Origin of the sequence: Streptomyces sp. NPDC052687, assembly GCF_040678395.1 — a bacterium.
Lineage (GTDB): Bacteria > Actinomycetota > Actinomycetes > Streptomycetales > Streptomycetaceae > Streptomyces.
In genome coordinates this window covers 1-16,633 of the sequence record NZ_JBFATR010000011.1, presented here as the reverse complement: position 1 = coordinate 16,633, position 16,633 = coordinate 1, and the positions used below count along the sequence as shown (strand labels likewise).

General features: G+C 70.6%; 7 protein-coding genes, 1 tRNA gene and 1 rRNA gene. 1 reads left to right on the top strand and 8 read right to left on the bottom strand.

Annotated elements, in window-relative coordinates; all coding sequences use genetic code 11:
* Positions 1 to 323 precede the first annotated feature (323 nt).
* The 5 genes from rimO to AB0K92_RS12685 all read right to left on the bottom strand — a co-directional run bounded on the left by rimO (position 324) and on the right by AB0K92_RS12685 (position 12,409).
* Positions 324 to 1,796 carry a 30S ribosomal protein S12 methylthiotransferase RimO gene (rimO, locus tag AB0K92_RS12705; RefSeq protein ID WP_365922081.1) on the bottom strand — a complete coding sequence of 491 codons (1,473 nt, stop codon included), beginning with the start codon at positions 1,794 to 1,796 and terminating at the stop codon, positions 324 to 326.
* A 93-nt stretch (positions 1,797 to 1,889) separates the two neighbouring features.
* Positions 1,890 to 2,744 (bottom strand): RodZ domain-containing protein, encoded by an 855-nt coding sequence (locus AB0K92_RS12700; protein ID WP_365922079.1) that lies wholly within the window; start codon positions 2,742 to 2,744, stop codon positions 1,890 to 1,892.
* 257 nt (positions 2,745 to 3,001) lie between these two features.
* Positions 3,002 to 5,767 carry a DNA translocase FtsK gene (locus AB0K92_RS12695; protein ID WP_365922077.1) on the bottom strand — a complete coding sequence of 922 codons (2,766 nt, stop codon included), beginning with the start codon at positions 5,765 to 5,767 and terminating at the stop codon, positions 3,002 to 3,004.
* Positions 5,768 to 5,983: 216 nt separating this feature from the next.
* Entirely contained in the window at positions 5,984 to 6,664 is a 681-nt protein-coding gene (locus AB0K92_RS12690; protein WP_166002632.1) for a response regulator, read from the bottom strand.
* A 285-nt stretch (positions 6,665 to 6,949) separates the two neighbouring features.
* Positions 6,950 to 12,409, bottom strand: coding sequence for a HAMP domain-containing protein (locus AB0K92_RS12685; RefSeq protein ID WP_365922075.1), 5,460 nt, complete (start codon positions 12,407 to 12,409; stop codon positions 6,950 to 6,952).
* Between the two features lie 388 nt (positions 12,410 to 12,797).
* Here AB0K92_RS12685 and AB0K92_RS12680 point away from each other — a divergent pair, with 388 nt between their 5' ends.
* The gene (locus AB0K92_RS12680) at positions 12,798 to 15,560 is read left to right on the top strand and encodes a SpoIIE family protein phosphatase (protein ID WP_365922073.1); all 2,763 of its coding nucleotides are present in this window, start codon (positions 12,798 to 12,800) and stop codon (positions 15,558 to 15,560) included.
* Positions 15,561 to 15,617: 57 nt separating this feature from the next.
* On the opposite strand, the gene AB0K92_RS12675 is transcribed toward AB0K92_RS12680, so the two are convergent.
* The 3 genes from AB0K92_RS12675 to rrf all read right to left on the bottom strand — a co-directional run.
* Positions 15,618 to 15,690, bottom strand: a tRNA-Thr gene (locus tag AB0K92_RS12675).
* Between the two features lie 75 nt (positions 15,691 to 15,765).
* Positions 15,766 to 16,428, bottom strand: coding sequence for a DegT/DnrJ/EryC1/StrS family aminotransferase (locus tag AB0K92_RS12670; protein ID WP_365922258.1), 663 nt, complete (start codon positions 16,426 to 16,428; stop codon positions 15,766 to 15,768).
* 114 nt (positions 16,429 to 16,542) lie between these two features.
* Positions 16,543 to 16,633: ribosomal RNA gene (gene rrf / locus AB0K92_RS12665) — 5S ribosomal RNA — on the bottom strand; the annotation flags it as partial.

The window sequence follows — 16,633 nt, the reverse complement described above, 5'->3', positions numbered from 1 at the left end:
CGCGCCGCCTGACGCGCCACCGGCCGCCTCCTCGGACGACCCGCCGGAACCACCCCCGGCCGCATCCCCCGACGCACTCGCGGACAGACCACCAGAACCATCGGGAACGCCGGCAACACCCCCGGCAACGCCCCCGGAGACGCCCACAGTCTCACCCGGTGAGACATCCCCGACCACCGCGGCGGCAGCCACCCCGGCTCCGGCACCCGGCCCGCCCGGCCCCTGAGCGGCGGCGCCGCCCACCGTGCCCGGCCCCGGGGCGGAGGACGGCGCGGCCGGGCCGTTCGCCCGGGCGGAACCGCCCGCGGCCGCCGGCACTCCGGTCATCTGCCCGCCTCCTCACTGCCTCCGGGATGGCCCGCCAGCGGCTCGGCCACCAGGTCGACACCCTCGGTACCGACCACCTTCGCCTCGACCATAAGACCGACACTCAGGCCCTCGCCGCTCGTCAGCAGCACCTGTCCGTCCGTCTCGGGCGCCTGATGCGCCGCACGGCCGTAAACGCCGTCCTCGTCGTCGACCGACTCGACCAGGACGCGCACGGTCGAGCCCACGCGCTCCTCGGCGCGCTGCGAGACCAGTTCCTCGGCCAGCCGGGAGACCCGGGCCAGGCGTTCGGCGACGACGTCCTCGTCGAGCTTGTTGTCGTACGTCGCGGCCTCGGTGCCCTCCTCGTCGGAGTAGCCGAAGACACCGATGGCGTCCAGGCGAGCGTTGTTCAGGAAGCGCTCCAGCTCGGCCAGGTCGGCCTCGGTCTCGCCGGGGAAGCCGACGATGAAGTTGGAGCGCACACCGGCCTCGGGAGCCTTGCTCCGGATGGTGTCCAGCAGTTCCAGGAAGCGGTCGGTGTCACCGAAGCGGCGCATCGCGCGCAGCACGTCGGGGGCCGAGTGCTGGAAGGAGAGGTCGAAGTAGGGGGCGACCTTGGGGGTGGAGGTCAGCACGTCGATCAGACCGGGGCGCATCTCGGCGGGCTGCAGGTAGCTGACGCGCACCCGCTCGATGCCGTCGACCTCGGCCAGCTCGGGCAGCAGGGACTCCAGCAGGCGGATGTCGCCCAGGTCCTTGCCGTAGGAGGTGTTGTTCTCGGAGACCAGCATGATCTCCTTCACGCCCTGCTCGGCGAGCCACCGCGTCTCGTTGAGCACGTCGCTCGGGCGGCGCGAGATGAAGGAGCCGCGGAAGGACGGGATGGCGCAGAAGGTGCAGCGCCGGTCACAGCCGGAGGCCAGCTTGACCGAGGCGACCGGGGAGCCGTCCAGCCGGCGGCGCAGCGGCGCGCGCGGGCCGGAGGCGGGGGCCAGGCCCTCGGGGAGGTCGGCGGGCGCGTGTCCCGGAAGGGCGACCTCCGCCGCGGACTCCTGGCGCTTGGCCGGGCTGATCGGCAGCAGCTTGCGGCGGTCGCGCGGGGTGTGGGCGGCGTGGATGCCGCCGCTGAGGATCGTCTGGAGGCGGTCGGAGATGTCGGCGTAGTCGTCGAAGCCGAGCACGCCGTCGGCTTCGGGCAGGGCCTCGGCCAGCTCCTTGCCGTACCGCTCGGCCATGCAGCCGACCGCGACCACGGCCTGGGTCCTGCCGTGGTTCTTGAGGTCGTTCGCCTCCAGCAGCGCGTCGACGGAGTCCTTCTTCGCGGCGTCGACGAAGCCGCAGGTGTTGACCACGGCGACATCGGCGTCCGCGGCGTCCTCGACGAGCTGCCAGCCGTCCGCCTCCAAACGGCCTGCCAGCTCCTCCGAGTCCACCTCGTTACGGGCGCAGCCAAGGGTGACCAGTGCGACGGTACGGCGTTCAGGCATGGGCTCAAGACTACTTCGTCCCGCGGACACCCCACGTCGACGGGGTTGACCGATCTTGGCCAACCCCGTACCGGCTTCCCCTGATGCGAACGCTTATCCGACCTGGGGGTCGCCCTTGGTGTACGTCAGCCGCTCCACGGCGCCCGGCTGGAAGTCGTCCTCGATCTTCTTGCCGTTCACATAGAGCTGGATGGCGCCCGCGTCACCGAGCACCAGGTTGATCTTGGAGCTGTCCTGGAAGGTCTTGGAGTCGCCCTGCTTGAGCAGCCCGTCGAAGAGCAGCCGGCCGCTGTGGTCCTTGGCCGAGATCCAGCTGCGCCCGTTGACCGCGCTGACCTGCACGGTGACCTTGTCCTGCGGTGCGGCGGCGATGGCGCTCTCGGTCGGGTCCGGCTTCGGGGAGGTCTTGCCGTCGCCGTCGCCGGGCGAGGCGCTCCTGCTCTGCGTCGGCGTGGCGCCCTCGGCCACCTGGGCCTCGGCGCCGCTGCCGGAGCCGCCCTTGAAGACGGTGAACCCGACGAAGCCGACCACGGCCACGATCGCGGCGACCATGGCCGCGGTCCAGTTCGGCCCCCGCCGCTCCGGGCGGATGCGTTCCGCCTCGAACAGGGGTGCGGCGGGGGTGGGCGCCGGCCGGCCGCCGTGCTCGGCGTCGTACTGCTCGATCAGCGGCGCCGGATCCAGGTGGACGGCCTTGGCCAGGGTCCTGATGTGGCCGCGGGCGTAGACGTCGCCGCCACAGGGCGCGAAGTCGTCGGCCTCGATCGCGTGCACGATCGCGATCCGGACACGGGTGGCGGTACTGATGTCGTCGACGGTCAGCCCGGCCGCGGTACGGGCCTGCCGCAGGGCACGGCCGATGGAGGTGCGGGGCTTCTCGGGAACGTCGGAAACGTCGGTTACGTCATCGAACGGACGCTCGTCTTCAGGGGAGTTGCCGATGGACACGGGGGCGCCTTTCGAGCGTGTAGCCACCTGCTGGAGGTTCAGTCTAGGGGGGGTGCGAAAGGGTGGGGCAACCGGGCGGTAGGACTTTGTACGCCATCGGAATGGCCGGTCGTCCCGACGGTCGGGTACGCGGTTCTCGCTTCCCTCAACTTGACGTGCGGCGAAGGGAAACGGTTGCTCACCGTTCCCTTACGGGTGAGTCACGATCAAGCAACCGGAGTATCGCGTTCCATCCGCGGGACCACCAGCGTCCGTCCTTACGCTTCAGACTCCCCGCGAATCATCGCCAGCACGCCATCCAGCTCGTCCGGTTTCACCAGCACGTCCCGCGCCTTCGAGCCCTCGCTGGGCCCCACGATGTTCCGGGACTCCATCAGGTCCATCAGCCGCCCCGCCTTGGCGAAGCCGACGCGCAGCTTGCGCTGGAGCATCGAGGTCGACCCGAACTGGGTGGAGACGACCAGCTCGGCCGCCTGGCACAGCAGGTCGAGGTCGTCGCCGATGTCCTCGTCGATCTCCTTCTTCTGCTTGGTCCCGACGACGACGTCGTCCCGGAAGACCGGCGCCATCTGGTCCTTGCAGTGCTGGACGACGGCCGCGACCTCGGCCTCGGTGACGAAGGCGCCCTGCATACGGGTGGGCTTGTTCGCGCCCATCGGCAGGAACAGCCCGTCGCCCTTGCCGATCAGCTTCTCGGCGCCCGGCTGGTCGAGGATGACCCGCGAGTCGGCCAGCGAGGAGGTGGCGAAGGCGAGCCGGGAGGGCACGTTCGCCTTGATCAGACCGGTGACGACGTCCACGGACGGCCGCTGGGTTGCCAGCACCAGGTGGATGCCGGCCGCGCGGGCGAGCTGCGTGATCCGCACGATCGCGTCCTCGACGTCCCGCGGCGCCACCATCATCAGGTCGGCCAGCTCGTCCACGATGACCAGCAGATACGGATACGGCTGCAGCTCACGCTCGCTGCCCTCCGGCGGCTTGACCTTGCCCTCGCGCACCGCGCGGTTGAAGTCGTCGATGTGCCGGTAGCCGTACGCCGCCAGGTCGTCGTACCGCAGGTCCATCTCCCGTACGACCCACTGCAGCGCCTCGGCGGCCCGCTTCGGGTTGGTGATGATCGGCGTGATCAGGTGCGGGATGCCCTCGTACGCCGTCAGCTCCACCCGCTTGGGGTCGACCAGGATCATCCGGACGTCCTCCGGGGTCGCCCGCATCATGATCGAGGTGATCAGGCAGTTGATGCAGGACGACTTGCCGGAGCCGGTGGCGCCCGCGACCAGCATGTGCGGCATCTTCGCCAGCGAGTGCATGACGTAGCCGCCCTCGACGTCCTTGCCGAAGGCGACCAGCATCGGGTCGTCGTCCTCCGCCGACTCCGCGAGCCGCAGCACGTCACCGAGGTTGACCATCTCCCGGTCGGTGTTCGGAATCTCGATGCCGACCGCGGACTTGCCGGGGATCGGGCTGATGATCCGCACGTCCGGGCTGGCGACGGCGTACGCGATGTTCTTGGTCAGCGCGGTGATCCGCTCGACCTTCACGGCCGGGCCCAGCTCGACCTCGTAGCGCGTGACCGTCGGCCCGCGCGTGAATCCGGTGACCCGCGCGTCGACCTTGAACTGGGTGAAGACGGTGGTCAGCGCCTCGACGATGGCGTCGTTGGCGGCGCTGCGCGCCTTGCCGGGACCTCCCCGCGTGAGCAGGTCCAGCGACGGCAGGGCGTAGGTGATGTCGCCGGACAGCTGGAGCTGCTCCGCTCGGGCGGGCAGGTCGCGGGGCTTGCTGGGGGGCGTCTTGGTGAGGTCGGGGACCGCCGGCTTCGACTGCTCCTGCCGCGGCCGCGCGGCCGGCACCGGCGTCGGGGCGGCAGCCGGGGTGGGGGCGGGCGTCGCCGTCGGGGTCGTCGGCTCGCGGTCCTCGGTCCGCACGCCCTGCGTGAGGTCGGCGACCACCGGCGACGGGGGCATGCCGTGCAGCACGGCGCCGTCGAGCGCCGCGGCGGCGGCCGCGGCGACGTCCACGGCGTCCATCTGCCGGTCCGTCTCGGGCTGCGGCACCGCCGGCCGCCGGGACCGGCCGCGGCGCCGCGAGAGAGCCTCCTGCTCCGCGCCGTCGGGGTCGTACGCCTCCGGGGCGGGCCCCCGCCTGCGCGGGCGTACGGGGATCGTCTCGCGCCACTGCTCGTCGTAGCGCTCGTCGTCGTCCGTGTACGCCACGAACTCGTCCGGCTCGGGGTCGCTGACCAGGCCCAGCCGCACACCGAGCAGCCGCAGCCGCTGCGGGATCGCGTTGACCGGCGTCGCGGTGACCACGAGCAGTCCGAAGAGGGTGAGCAGCACCAGCAGCGGTACGGCCAGCACCTCGGTCATGGTGTACGTCAGCGGGCTCGCCGCGGCCCAGCCGATCAGGCCGCCGGAGTCCCTTATGGCCTGCATGCCGTCGCTGCGCGCGGGCGAGCCGCAGGCGATGTGGACCTGCCCGAGCACGCCGATGAGCAGCGCGGACAGACCGATCACGATCCGGCCGTTGGCCTCGGGCTGCTCGGGGTGGCGGATGAACCGTACGGCGATCACCGCGAGCAGGATCGGCACGAGCAGGTCGAGCCGCCCGAAGGCGCCCGTCACGATGATCTCGACGAGGTCGCCGACGGGGCCGCGCAGGTTGGACCAGGTGCCCGCCGCGACGATCAGCGCGAGGGCGAGCAGCAGCAGCGCGACGCCGTCCTTGCGGTGCGCCGGGTCGAGGTTCTTCGCGCCCTGTCCTATGCCGCGGAACACGGCGCCGACGGCGTGCGCGAGGCCGAGCCAGACCGCGCGGACGAGCCGGTAGACGCCCCCGGTGGGGCTGGGCGCCGGCCTCGGCGGCGCGGCCTTCTTCGCCGCGGCCTTCCGCGCGGGCGCCTTCTTGGCCGGAGCCTTCTTCACGGGGGCCTTTTTCGCCGCGGCCTTCCGCGCCGGAGCCTTCATGGGAGCGGCCGCCTTCTTCGCGGGCTGCTTCTTGGCTGCGGAGGGACGTGAGGCCATAGGTGTGAGGTTACCGGGGGAGCCGACAGGGGACACGTGTGCCTCCTGCTTCACCCGTTCGTGTCGCCCTTGCGCGGGACGGAAATTGACGCGTGCTCACGGCGAACGGCCACCGCTCCTCATGGGCGCCGGACCACCGTCTCCCGCCCGCGGAGCGCGCACCCGGCCGCACCCGCCAACCACGGTTGCGCGAGCGCCGGTTCCGAGCGGGTGCGCTCAGCCCTGCGAGGGCACCGACGACACCCCGCCGGTCCCCGGCTCCAGCGCGTCCAGCGCCCGCCGCAGCCCGGTCAGCTTGCGCTCCAGGTGCGCCGCCGTGGCCACCACGGCCGCGTCCGCCGACTCGTCGTCCAGCTGCTTGGACAGCGCCTCGGCCTGCTCCTCGACCGCCGCGAGGCGCGCGGACAGCTCCGCGAGCAGTCCGGCGGCCTCCTTGCCGCTGCCGACCGCGCCCTTGCCGCCGCCCTCCAACTGGAGCCGCAGCAGCGCCGCCTGCTCCCTGAGCTGGCAGTTCTTCATGTACAGCTCGACGAAGACCGACACCTTCGCGCGCAGCACCCACGGGTCGAACGGCTTGGAGATGTAGTCCACCGCGCCCGCCGCGTACCCGCGGAAGGTGTGGTGCGGTCCGTGGTTGATCGCGGTGAGGAAGATGATCGGGATGTCCCGCGTCCGCTCACGCCGCTTGATGTGGGCGGCGGTCTCGAAACCGTCCATGCCCGGCATCTGGACATCCAGCAAGATGACCGCGAAATCGTCCGTGAGCAGTGCTTTGAGCGCTTCCTCCCCGGACGATGCCCGCACCAGCGTCTGATCGAGCGCAGAGAGGATCGCCTCCAGCGCCAGCAGATTCTCCGGCCGGTCATCGACCAGGAGGATCTTGGCCTTCTGCACCATGGCCCGCCCTCCTCGCCCCGGCAGTGCACCGGGCGCCGCCCCAGGGGACGACTCCGTTACGCCGCCCGTCCTCGTGCCGGTCATCGTAGCCGCACCCCGCCTGTCGCCACACCCTGTCACCGCGATGTCACTGTGCACAGAGCGGAAACGCGGCGTGAGACCTGAAGGTTCCCAGAATCGCGTACGTCCACACGGTCTCCGCCACTCCGAGTCAGCAGATCCGCGTGAACTCTCACACGTCCCGCCACATCCGCACACAGGCCCGGCGCCCGGCCTGCCCCACCGTCACTCACCGCGCATCCACTGCTCCATCACGGACAGCAGGTGATCGGGGTCGACCGGCTTGGTGACGTAGTCGGAAGCCCCCGACTCGATCGCCTTCTCCCGGTCGCCCTTCATCGCCTTCGCCGTCAGCGCGATGATCGGCAGCCCGGCGAACTGCGGCATCCGGCGGATCGCGGTGGTCGTCGCGTATCCGTCCATCTCGGGCATCATGATGTCCATCAGGACCACGGCGACGTCGTCGTGCTGCTCCAGCACCTCGATGCCCTCCCGGCCGTTCTCGGCGTACAGCACCGACAGGCCGTGCTGCTCCAGGACGCTGGTCAGCGCGAACACGTTGCGGATGTCGTCGTCGACGATCAGCACCTTCTCGCCGGTGAACCGGACCCTGTGCTGGGTCTGCGGCGCGCCCTCCTGGTCGGCGGGCGCCCACTGCTCGGGCGTCGTGATCGGGTGCTGGGTGACCGAGGCCCGGCGCCGGCGCCGGAACAGCGCGGCCGCCCCGTTCTGCGTCTCGTGGTACGACTTCACCTCCGCCGGCGTCTCGATGGCCACGTCCGCCTGCCCCGGCTCCAGCGCCGGCGGCTCGCCCGCCGCCGGCATCGCCTGCGGGTAGCCGTGCGGCGGCAGCTCGCCCGGGTGCAGCGGCAGGTACAGCGTGAACGTCGAGCCGCGGCCCGGCTCGCTCTGCGCGTGGATCTCACCGCCGAGCAGCTGCGCGATCTCCCGCGAGATGGACAGCCCGAGGCCCGTACCGCCGTACTTGCGGCTGGTCGTGCCGTCCGCCTGCTTGAACGCCTCGAAGATCACCCGCATCTTGCTCGCCGCGATCCCGATCCCGGTGTCGGTCACCGAGAACGCGATCAGCTCCGCGTCCGGCTCGGTCAGCGACCCGGCCTCCAGCAGCTGCTCCCGGATCGCCTGCGGCACGTCGTCCCGCGCGGGCCGGATCACCAGCTCCACCGAGCCGGAGTCGGTGAACTTCACCGCGTTCGACAGCAGGTTGCGCAGCACCTGGAGCAGGCGCTGCTCGTCGGTGTGCAGGGTGGCCGGCAGCTCCGGCGAGACCCGCACCGACAGGTCCAGGCCCTTCTCCGCGGTCAGCGGCCGGAAGGTCGCCTCCACGTAGTCGACGAGCTGCACCAGCGCGATCCGCGTCGGCGAGACGTCCATCTTGCCCGCCTCGACCTTCGACAGATCGAGGATGTCGTTGATCAGCTGGAGCAGGTCGGACCCGGCGCCGTGGATCGTCTCCGCGAACTCCACCTGCTTGGGCGTGAGATTGCCGTCCGCGTTGTCGGCGAGCAGCTTGGCCAGGATCAGCAGCGAGTTCAGCGGCGTCCGCAGCTCGTGCGACATGTTCGCCAGGAACTCGCTCTTGTAGCGCATCGACACCGCGAGCTGCTCGGCGCGCTCCTCCAGGACCTGCCGCGCCTCCTCGATCTCGGTGTTCTTCACCTCGATGTCGCGGTTCTGCTGCGCCAGCAGCTCCGCCTTCTCCTCCAGTTCGGCGTTGGACGCCTGGAGCGCCTTCTGCCGGTTCTCCAACTCGGCGGACCGCTCCCGCAGTTGCTCGGTCAGCTCCTGCGACTGCTTCAGCAGCACCTCCGTCTTGGTGTTGACGGAAATGGTGTTGACGCTGGTCGCGATCATCTCGGCGATCTGGTTCAGGAAGTCCTTCTGGATCTGCGTGAACGGCGTGAACGAGGCCAGCTCGATGACGCCGAGCACCGTGCCCTCGAACAGCACCGGCAACACGATGACCTGCGCGGGCGGCGCCTCCCCCAGCCCGGACGAGATCTTCAGGTAGCCGCTCGGCGCGTTCTCGACCAGGATCGTCCGCTTCTCCTTGGCGGCCGTGCCCACCAGCGCCTCACCCGGCCGGAACGACGTCGGCATCGAACCCATCGAGTAGCCGTACGACCCGAGCATGCGCAGCTCGTACTGGTCGTCGTTGTCACCGCCCAGGTCCTGGTCGTCGGCCAGCGGCATCGCCAGGAAGAACGCGCCGTGCTGCGCGGACACCACCGGCGTCAGCTCGCTCATGATCAGCGAGGCCACGTCCTCCAGGTCGCGGCGGCCCTGCATCAGCGCCGAGATTCGGGCCAGGTTGCCCTTCAGCCAGTCCTGCTCCTTGTTGGCGATCGTGGTGTCGCGCAGGTTGGCGATCATCTTGTTGATGTAGTCCTGAAGCTCCTGGATCTCGCCCGAGGCGTCCACGTCGATCTTCAGGTTCAGGTCGCCGCGGGTCACCGCGGTCGCCACGCGCGCGATGGCCCGCACCTGCCGGGTCAGGTTCCCGGCCATCTCGTTCACCGACTCGGTCAGGTCCCGCCAGGTGCCGTCCACGTCCCGCACCCGCGCCTGACCGCCCAGCTGGCCCTCGGTGCCCACCTCACGGGCCACGCGGGTGACCTCCTCGGCGAAGGAGGACAACTGGTCGACCATCGTGTTGATGGTCGTCTTCAACTCCAGGATCTCACCGCGCGCGTCGATGTCGATCTTCTTCGTCAGGTCACCCTTGGCGATGGCCGTCGTCACCATGGCGATGTTGCGCACCTGACCGGTCAGGTTGGACGCCATCTGGTTCACCGACTCGGTGAGGTCCTTCCACGTGCCCGCCACGCCCGGCACGTGCGCCTGCCCGCCGAGGATGCCGTCCGTACCCACCTCACGGGCCACCTTGGTGACCTGCTCGGCGAACGAACTCAGCGTCTTCACCATGGTGTTGAAGGTGTCGGCGAGCTGCGCCACCTCACCGCGCGCCTCGATCGTCACCGTCCGCGTGAGGTCACCGTTGGCGACCGCCGCCGCGACCTGCGAGATGTTCCGCACCTGCATGGTGAGGTTCTTCGCCATCAGGTTGACGTTGTCGCTGAGGTCCTTCCAGATGCCGGTGACGCCCGGCACGTGCGCCTGGCCGCCCAGGATGCCCTCGGTGCCCACCTCGCGGGCCACCCGGGTCACCTGTTCGGCGAAGCTCGACAGCTGGTCCACCATCGTGTTGACGGTGGTCACCAGCTCCAGGATCTCGCCCTTGGCGTCGACGGTGATCTTCTTCGACAGATCGCCCTTGGCGACCGCGGTGGTGACGTCGGCGATGCTGCGCACCTGCACGGTCAGGTTGTTCGCCATGAAGTTCACGGACTGGGTGAGGTCCTTCCAGGTGCCGGACACCCCCTGCACCTCGGCCTGACCGCCCAGCTTGCCCTCGGTGCCCACCTCGCGGGCGACGCGGGTGACCTCCTCCGCGAACGACGACAGCTGGTCCACCATCGTGTTCAGCGTGTTCTTCAGCTCCAGGATCTCACCGCGCGCGTCCACGGTGATCTTCTGGGACAGGTCACCGCGCGCCACCGCGGTCGCGACCTGCGCGATCTGCCGCACCTGCGCCGTCAGGTTGCCGGCCATGCCGTTCACCGAGTCGGTCAGGTCACGCCACACACCGGCGACGCCGGGCACCTGCGCCTGACCGCCCAGCCGGCCCTCCGTACCCACCTCGCGGGCCACCCGGGTCACCTGGTCGGCGAACGCGGAGAGCTGGTCGACCATCGTGTTGATGGTGTTCTTCAACTCGAGGATCTCGCCGCGCGCGTCCACGGTGATCTTCTGCGACAGGTCACCGCGCGCCACCGCCGTCGTCACCTGCGCGATCTGCCGCACCTGCGCGGTCAGATTGCCGGTGATGGAGTTGACCGAGTCGGTCAGCTCCTTCCACGTCCCGGACACGCCCGGCACCTGCGCCTGACCCCCGAGCCGGCCCTCGGTGCCGACCTCCCGCGCCATCCGCGTCACCTGGTCGGCGAACGACGACAGCTGGTCCACCATCGTGTTCACGGTGTTCTTCAGCTGGAGCATCTCGCCGGAGACGTCCACCGTGACCTTCTGCGACAGGTCGCCGTTGGCCACCGCCGTGGTGACCTGCGCGATGTTCCTCACCTGTCCGGTCAGATTCCGGAACGCCGTGTTGACGGAGTCCGTCAGGTCCTTCCAGGTGCCCGCCGCGCCCGGCACCTGCGCCTGACCGCCCAGCTCACCCTCGTCACCGATCTCCCGCGCGACCCGCGTCACCTCGGAACCGAACGCGGACAGCTGGTCCACCATCCCGTTGACGGTGTTCTTCAGCTCCAGCATCTCGCCGGCCACGTCCACCGTGACCTTCTGCGACAGATCGCCGTTCGCCACCGCCGTCGTCACCGCGGCGATGTCCCGCACCTGAGTGGTCAGGTTCCGGAACACCGTGTTGACGGAGTCCGTCAGGTCCTTCCACGTCCCGGCCGCGCCCGGCACGTTCGCCTGCCCGCCGAGCCGCCCCTCCGCGCCGACCTCGTTGGCCACGCGCGTGACCTCGTCCGCGAAGATCCGCAGCGTCTCGGTCATCTGGTTGATGGTCTCGGCGAGCTGCGCCACCTCACCGCGCGCCTGCACGGTCACCTTGCGGGACAGGTCACCGTTGGCGACCGCGGTCGTCACCTCCGCGATGCCCCGCACCTGCGCCGTCAGGTTGCCGGCCATGGTGTTCACCGAATCGGTGAGTTCCTTCCACACGCCGGCCACCCCGGGCACCTGGGCCTGACCGCCCAGCTCACCCTCCGTGCCCACTTCGCGCGCGACCCGCGTCACCTCCGAGGAGAACGCCGACAGCTGATCCACCATCGTGTTGACGGTGTTCTTCAGCTCCAGCATCTCGCCGGCCACGTGCACCGTGACCTTCCGGGACAGATCACCCTTGGCGACCGCGGTCGTCACCAGCGCGATGTCCCTCACCTGCGCGGTCAGCCGGTGCGCCATCGTGTTGACGGACTCCGTCAGGTCCTTCCACGAACCCGACATACCGCGCAGCCGCGCCTGCCCGCCCAGCTTGCCCTCGGTCCCGACCTCACTGGCCACCCGCGTGACCTCGTCGGTGAACGTCGACAACTGGTCGACCAGATTGTTCACCGTCCGCCCGACCTTCAGGAACTCCCCGCGCAGCGGATGCCCCGTACCGTCCGGCGCCTGCGTCCGCAGGTCCATCCGCGGCGACAGGTCGCCCTCGGCCACCGCCGACAGCACCCGGCTGACCTCCGACACCGGCCAGACCAGATCGTCCACCAGCGCGTTCGAGGCGTCGATCGCCGCCGCCCACGACCCCTCGCAGGCACCCGTCTCCAGCCGCTCCGTGAGCTTCCCCTCACGGCCGACCATCCGGCGCACCCGCGACAGCTCACCCGTGAGATGGAGATTGCGGTCGGCCACCTCGTTGAAGACCGCCGCGATCTCCGCCATCACGCCGTCGCCGGACACCGTGAGCCGCTTGCGGAAATTCCCGTCACGCATGGCCACCAGGGCCGCCAGCAACCGGTTCAGGGCAGCGGTGTCCACCTCGGTGGTGCTCCCGCTCGGCGCGATGCGCCGCTTGCCCAGGGACGGTCCGCTCTTCGCGCGCGTCTTCGTGCCCCGCGTCGCTGCGCCAGACTCCACTGTGTCCCTCCCGCAGGGGTCGACCATTCACTGCTGTGCTCGGGTACTGCTGCCGTCGGCCTCCGGGCTACCGGCTGCTCCCGCACGGGATCCCGCCAGGCCGCACACGCCGTACCCAGGGAGGCTGCTGCCCCGCCCCGACGATCACACTCGGCCTGCCCGGACTCCACCGGAACCCTGCCCAGTGTTTCACCCCGGCCGAACCAGGCCATAACAGTTCGGCAGCTTCGCACACCGTCCGCACACCCTCCGGACGGAAACACTGCAGACCGGCATCCGCATGGACGGCGAAGGTAAGTAACCTTGCATCCGGCTGTCCAGCCACGCCGGTCCGTCCGGCCTGGGCGGTGGCACGAGTACGAGCGGGCATGGAGGGGCGGCCGCATACATGACCACCGGACTGATCCCCGGGGGACAGCCCCCGGACCCCCGGCCGACGGGCGGCCTGCCGCCCCAGACCCGGCACGAGCCCGAGCCCGCGCCGGACGGCCCCGGGGCCCCGCACGACGAAAGCAGGTCGAGGAGTTCCGTGATCACCGCGCGCGCGGCCGCCAGCTTCGACCCCGTGGGGCGTTCGGTCGCGTCCGCCCGCTCCTTCGTCCGCGACACCCTCCAGGGCTGGGGTTACGCCGACATCGTCGACGACGCCGTCGTCCTCACCAGCGAGCTGGTCACCAACGCCGTCGTCCACGCGGGCACCGCCGCCGACGTCCTGTGCCTGCGCGCCGACGACGGCGTCCGCATCGAGGTCTCCGACCGCTACCCGGAACGCGAGGTCCCCCTCCAGAACGCGGCCGTCACCATGAGCGGCCCCGACCGCGAGGGCGGCCGCGGCCTCCAGCTCTGCGCGGCCCTCGCCACCCGCTGGGGCGTCGAGTACACCCCCACCCACAAGAACGTCTGGTTCCAGCTCGCACTGCCCGAACGCCCGGTCGGCACCCGCACCGCCGGCCCCTCCCTCCCCGCCGACCTGCTGCCGCTCGCCGACGGCCGGGTCCGCGTCGCCGTCATCCAGATCGACCGCACCGGCGCCATCAACGCGTGGAACGAGGACGCCGAGGAACTCTTCGGCTACCAGGCCGACTTGGTCACCGGCAAACCCCTCACCGACCTCGCCGCCTGGCCGCACACCCCCGGCACCGGCACCGGCATCGCCGAAGCCCTCCAGCTCTCCCGCTGGGAGGGCAGCTACGGCATCCGCGACGCCTCCGGCCGGGTCGTCCCCGTGTACGCCTCCCACCTGCGCGTCCGCGACACCGCCGGCGAACCCTCCACGGTCTGCCTCCTCGTACGCGACCACGAACGCGCCGTCCTGCAGACACCGCTGCGCCACGTCTCCCCCGACGCCCCGCCCGCCGCCGAGGGCCAGAGCGCCGACCCCTTCGAGATCTTCATCGGCTCCCCCGCCCCCGACGACCTCGACGGCCTCCTCCAGCGCACCGTGGAACGCGCCCGCGACATGCTCGACGGCGACTCCGCCTTCCTGCTGCTCGCCACCGACGACGAGACGGAACTCGAGGTCCGCGCCTCCACCGGCCTGCCCTCCGCCCGCCAGCGCTTCGCCCGCGTCCCCGTCGAAGCCGGCCCCGGCCGCTACGGCTCCGCGCGGATGCCCGCCGTCCACGACGACCTCGCGGCCGTCCCCGGCGCGGTCCCCCTCCTCAACGGCACCGGCATGCGCTCCGTCGTCACGGTCCCGCTGAAGGTCGAGGGCCGCCTCACCGGCTCCCTCGGCGTCGCCGCCGAAGCCCCCGGCCGCTACAGCAACGAAGAGGCCCTCCGCCTCCAGTTCGCGGCCGACCGCATCGCCCTGGCCGTCGAGTCCGCCCGCCTCGGCGAACTCGAACGCCTGCGCCGAGGCTCCCTCAGCTTCCTCGTCGAGGCCTCCGATCTCCTCGCCGGCACCCTCGACCGCGACCAGACCCTGGCCCTCATGGCCCAGATGACGGTCCCCACCCTCGCCACCTGGTGCGCCGTCTACACCATCGCCGACCAGTCCTCCGAGCCGGACCTGTCGTACGTCCTGCACGAGGACGAGGAACTCATCGACGGCATCAAGTCACTGCTGTCCAAGATCCCCCCGCCGGACCCGGTCCCCACCCCCGGCGCCCGCGTCTGGTCCGCGCCCGCCGAGGCCGCCCACCAGGCCGCGCTCCGCTCCTCCATGCGCAGCCTCGGCCTCGGCGAACCGGCCACGGTCAGCTCGGGCATCGGCCCCACCCTCGCCACGGCCGCCGCAGTCGGCGGCGAGACCGTCGTCCTGCCGCTCGTCGCCCGCAACCGCGTCATCGGCATGCTCACCCTCGGCAAGCCCACCGACGAGCACTTCCGCCAGGAGATCCTGGAACTCGCCGAGGACCTCTCCCGCCGCGCCGCCCTCGCCCTGGACAACGCCCGCCTCTACTCCGAGCGCACCGCGATCAGCCAGTCCCTCCAGCGCAGCCTGCTCCCCCCGGAGTACCCGCAGATCGACGGCGTCGAGGTCGAGGTCATCTACCGCGCCGCCGGCGAGGGCAACGAGGTCGGCGGCGACTTCTACGACGTCTTCCCCATCCGCGACGGCGTCTACGGCTTCGCCATCGGCGACGTCTGCGGCACGGGCCCGAACGCCGCCGCCGTCACCGGCCTCGCCCGCCACGCGCTGCGCCTGCTCGCCCGCGAAGGCCTCAGCGGCCCCGCCGTCCTCGAGCGCCTGAACTCCGCCATCCTCGACGAGGGCGACCGCAGCCGCTTCCTCACCCTCCTCTACGGCGAACTGCGCACCCAGGAGGACGGCAGCGCCGAACTGAAGGTGGTCTGCGCCGGCCACCCGCTCCCGCTGCGCCTGCGCCCGGACGGCACGGTCGAGGCGGCCGCGGAACCCCAGCCGCTCCTCGGCGTCCTGGAGGACTTGGAGCTCTACGAGGAGACGGTCACCCTCGACCCCGGCGACGTCCTCCTCTGTGTCACCGACGGCGTCACCGAACGCCGTGAGGGCACCCGCATGCTGGGCGACGACGGCCTCGCCGACGTCCTCACCACCTGCACCGGCCTCACGGCGGGCGCGGTCGCGGCCCGCATCATGCGCGCCGTGGAACGCTTCGCCTCCGACGCCCCGTCCGACGACATGGCCATCCTCGCGATGCGCGTCCCCGGTCTCCAGAACGCCTGACACGGTCCGGGCAGCGAAAAAGGCCCCCGCCCGAAAGGGCGGAGGCCTTTTTCTCTGAGCCCCCAAACGGAATCGAACCGTTGACCTTCTCCTTACCATGGAGACGCTCTGCCGACTGAGCTATAGGGGCCTGTCGCTTTTTCGAGGTTTCCCTCGCGGCAACGGAATAGATCATACCCCGAACAGACCCGTGCTCCCAAACCGATCAGAAGGCGGGCTGCAGCAACCCTCCGAGAGCGTTGCACGCGGACACGATCCGCTGCATGTCCCGCTTCGTCAGCGAGGCGTCGACCGGCAGCGCCAGTGTCTCGTCGGCGGCCCGCTCGGTCTCCGGCAGCGCCACGCACTGCCGGAACCCGGGCAGCCGGTGCACGGGCGTCTTCACCGGCACCCGGCAGTCAACTCCTCTGACCCGTATGGCCCGTGCGAAGGCGTCCCGGTCCGGCCGCCCGTTCCCCGGCACCCGCACGACGTACTGCTGATAGGTGTGCCCGACCCCGCCCTCGGGCGTCCGCACGCCCTTCAGCCGGGCGTCCAGGTACCCGGCCCGCTGCCGCCGCTGGGCTATCTCGTCGTACGGCGCCTCGGACTCCCCCTGCTCCAGCACCAGCAGCCCGTGCCGCTGCCCGAGCGCACGCATCCGCACCACATCGGCCGGCCGCCCGAAACGATGGACGACAACGACGGCCGCGGTACGAGGAGTTACGGCGGCCTCCACCGCGGCCGGATCGAGGCAGTACGTCGCCGGATCTATGTCGGCGAACACCGGGAGCGCACCGGCCAGGGTCACCGCTTCGGCGACTTCCACGTTCCCGAAGGCCGGTACGACGACCTCGTCACCGACTCCGACGCCGGCGGCCCTGAGCATTGCTGCAGTACCCATGCTGCGGATGGTGGTTGCGCCACGTGAACTTCAAGTGACGGACAACAAAAGAGGGTTGGACCCGGAACCGAAGTTCAGGGTCCAACCCTTTGAAGAATTGTTCGGCGGCGTCCTACTCTCCCACAGGGTCCCCCCTGCAGTACCATCGGCGCTGTGAGGCTTAGCTTCCGGGTTCGGAATGTAACCGGGC

Bases quoted from the DNA above. Each gene is read 5' to 3' on its own strand.
- AB0K92_RS12690 (WP_166002632.1), bottom strand. From the start codon at position 6,664: ATGGTGCAGAAGGCCAAGATCCTCCTGGTCGATGACCGGCCGGAGAAT.
- rimO (WP_365922081.1), bottom strand. From the start codon at position 1,796: ATGCCTGAACGCCGTACCGTCGCACTGGTCACCCTTGGCTGCGCCCGT.
- AB0K92_RS12695 (WP_365922077.1), bottom strand. From the start codon at position 5,767: ATGGCCTCACGTCCCTCCGCAGCCAAGAAGCAGCCCGCGAAGAAGGCG.
- AB0K92_RS12670 (WP_365922258.1), bottom strand. From the start codon at position 16,428: ATGCTCAGGGCCGCCGGCGTCGGAGTCGGTGACGAGGTCGTCGTACCG.
- AB0K92_RS12680 (WP_365922073.1), top strand. From the start codon at position 12,798: ATGACCACCGGACTGATCCCCGGGGGACAGCCCCCGGACCCCCGGCCG.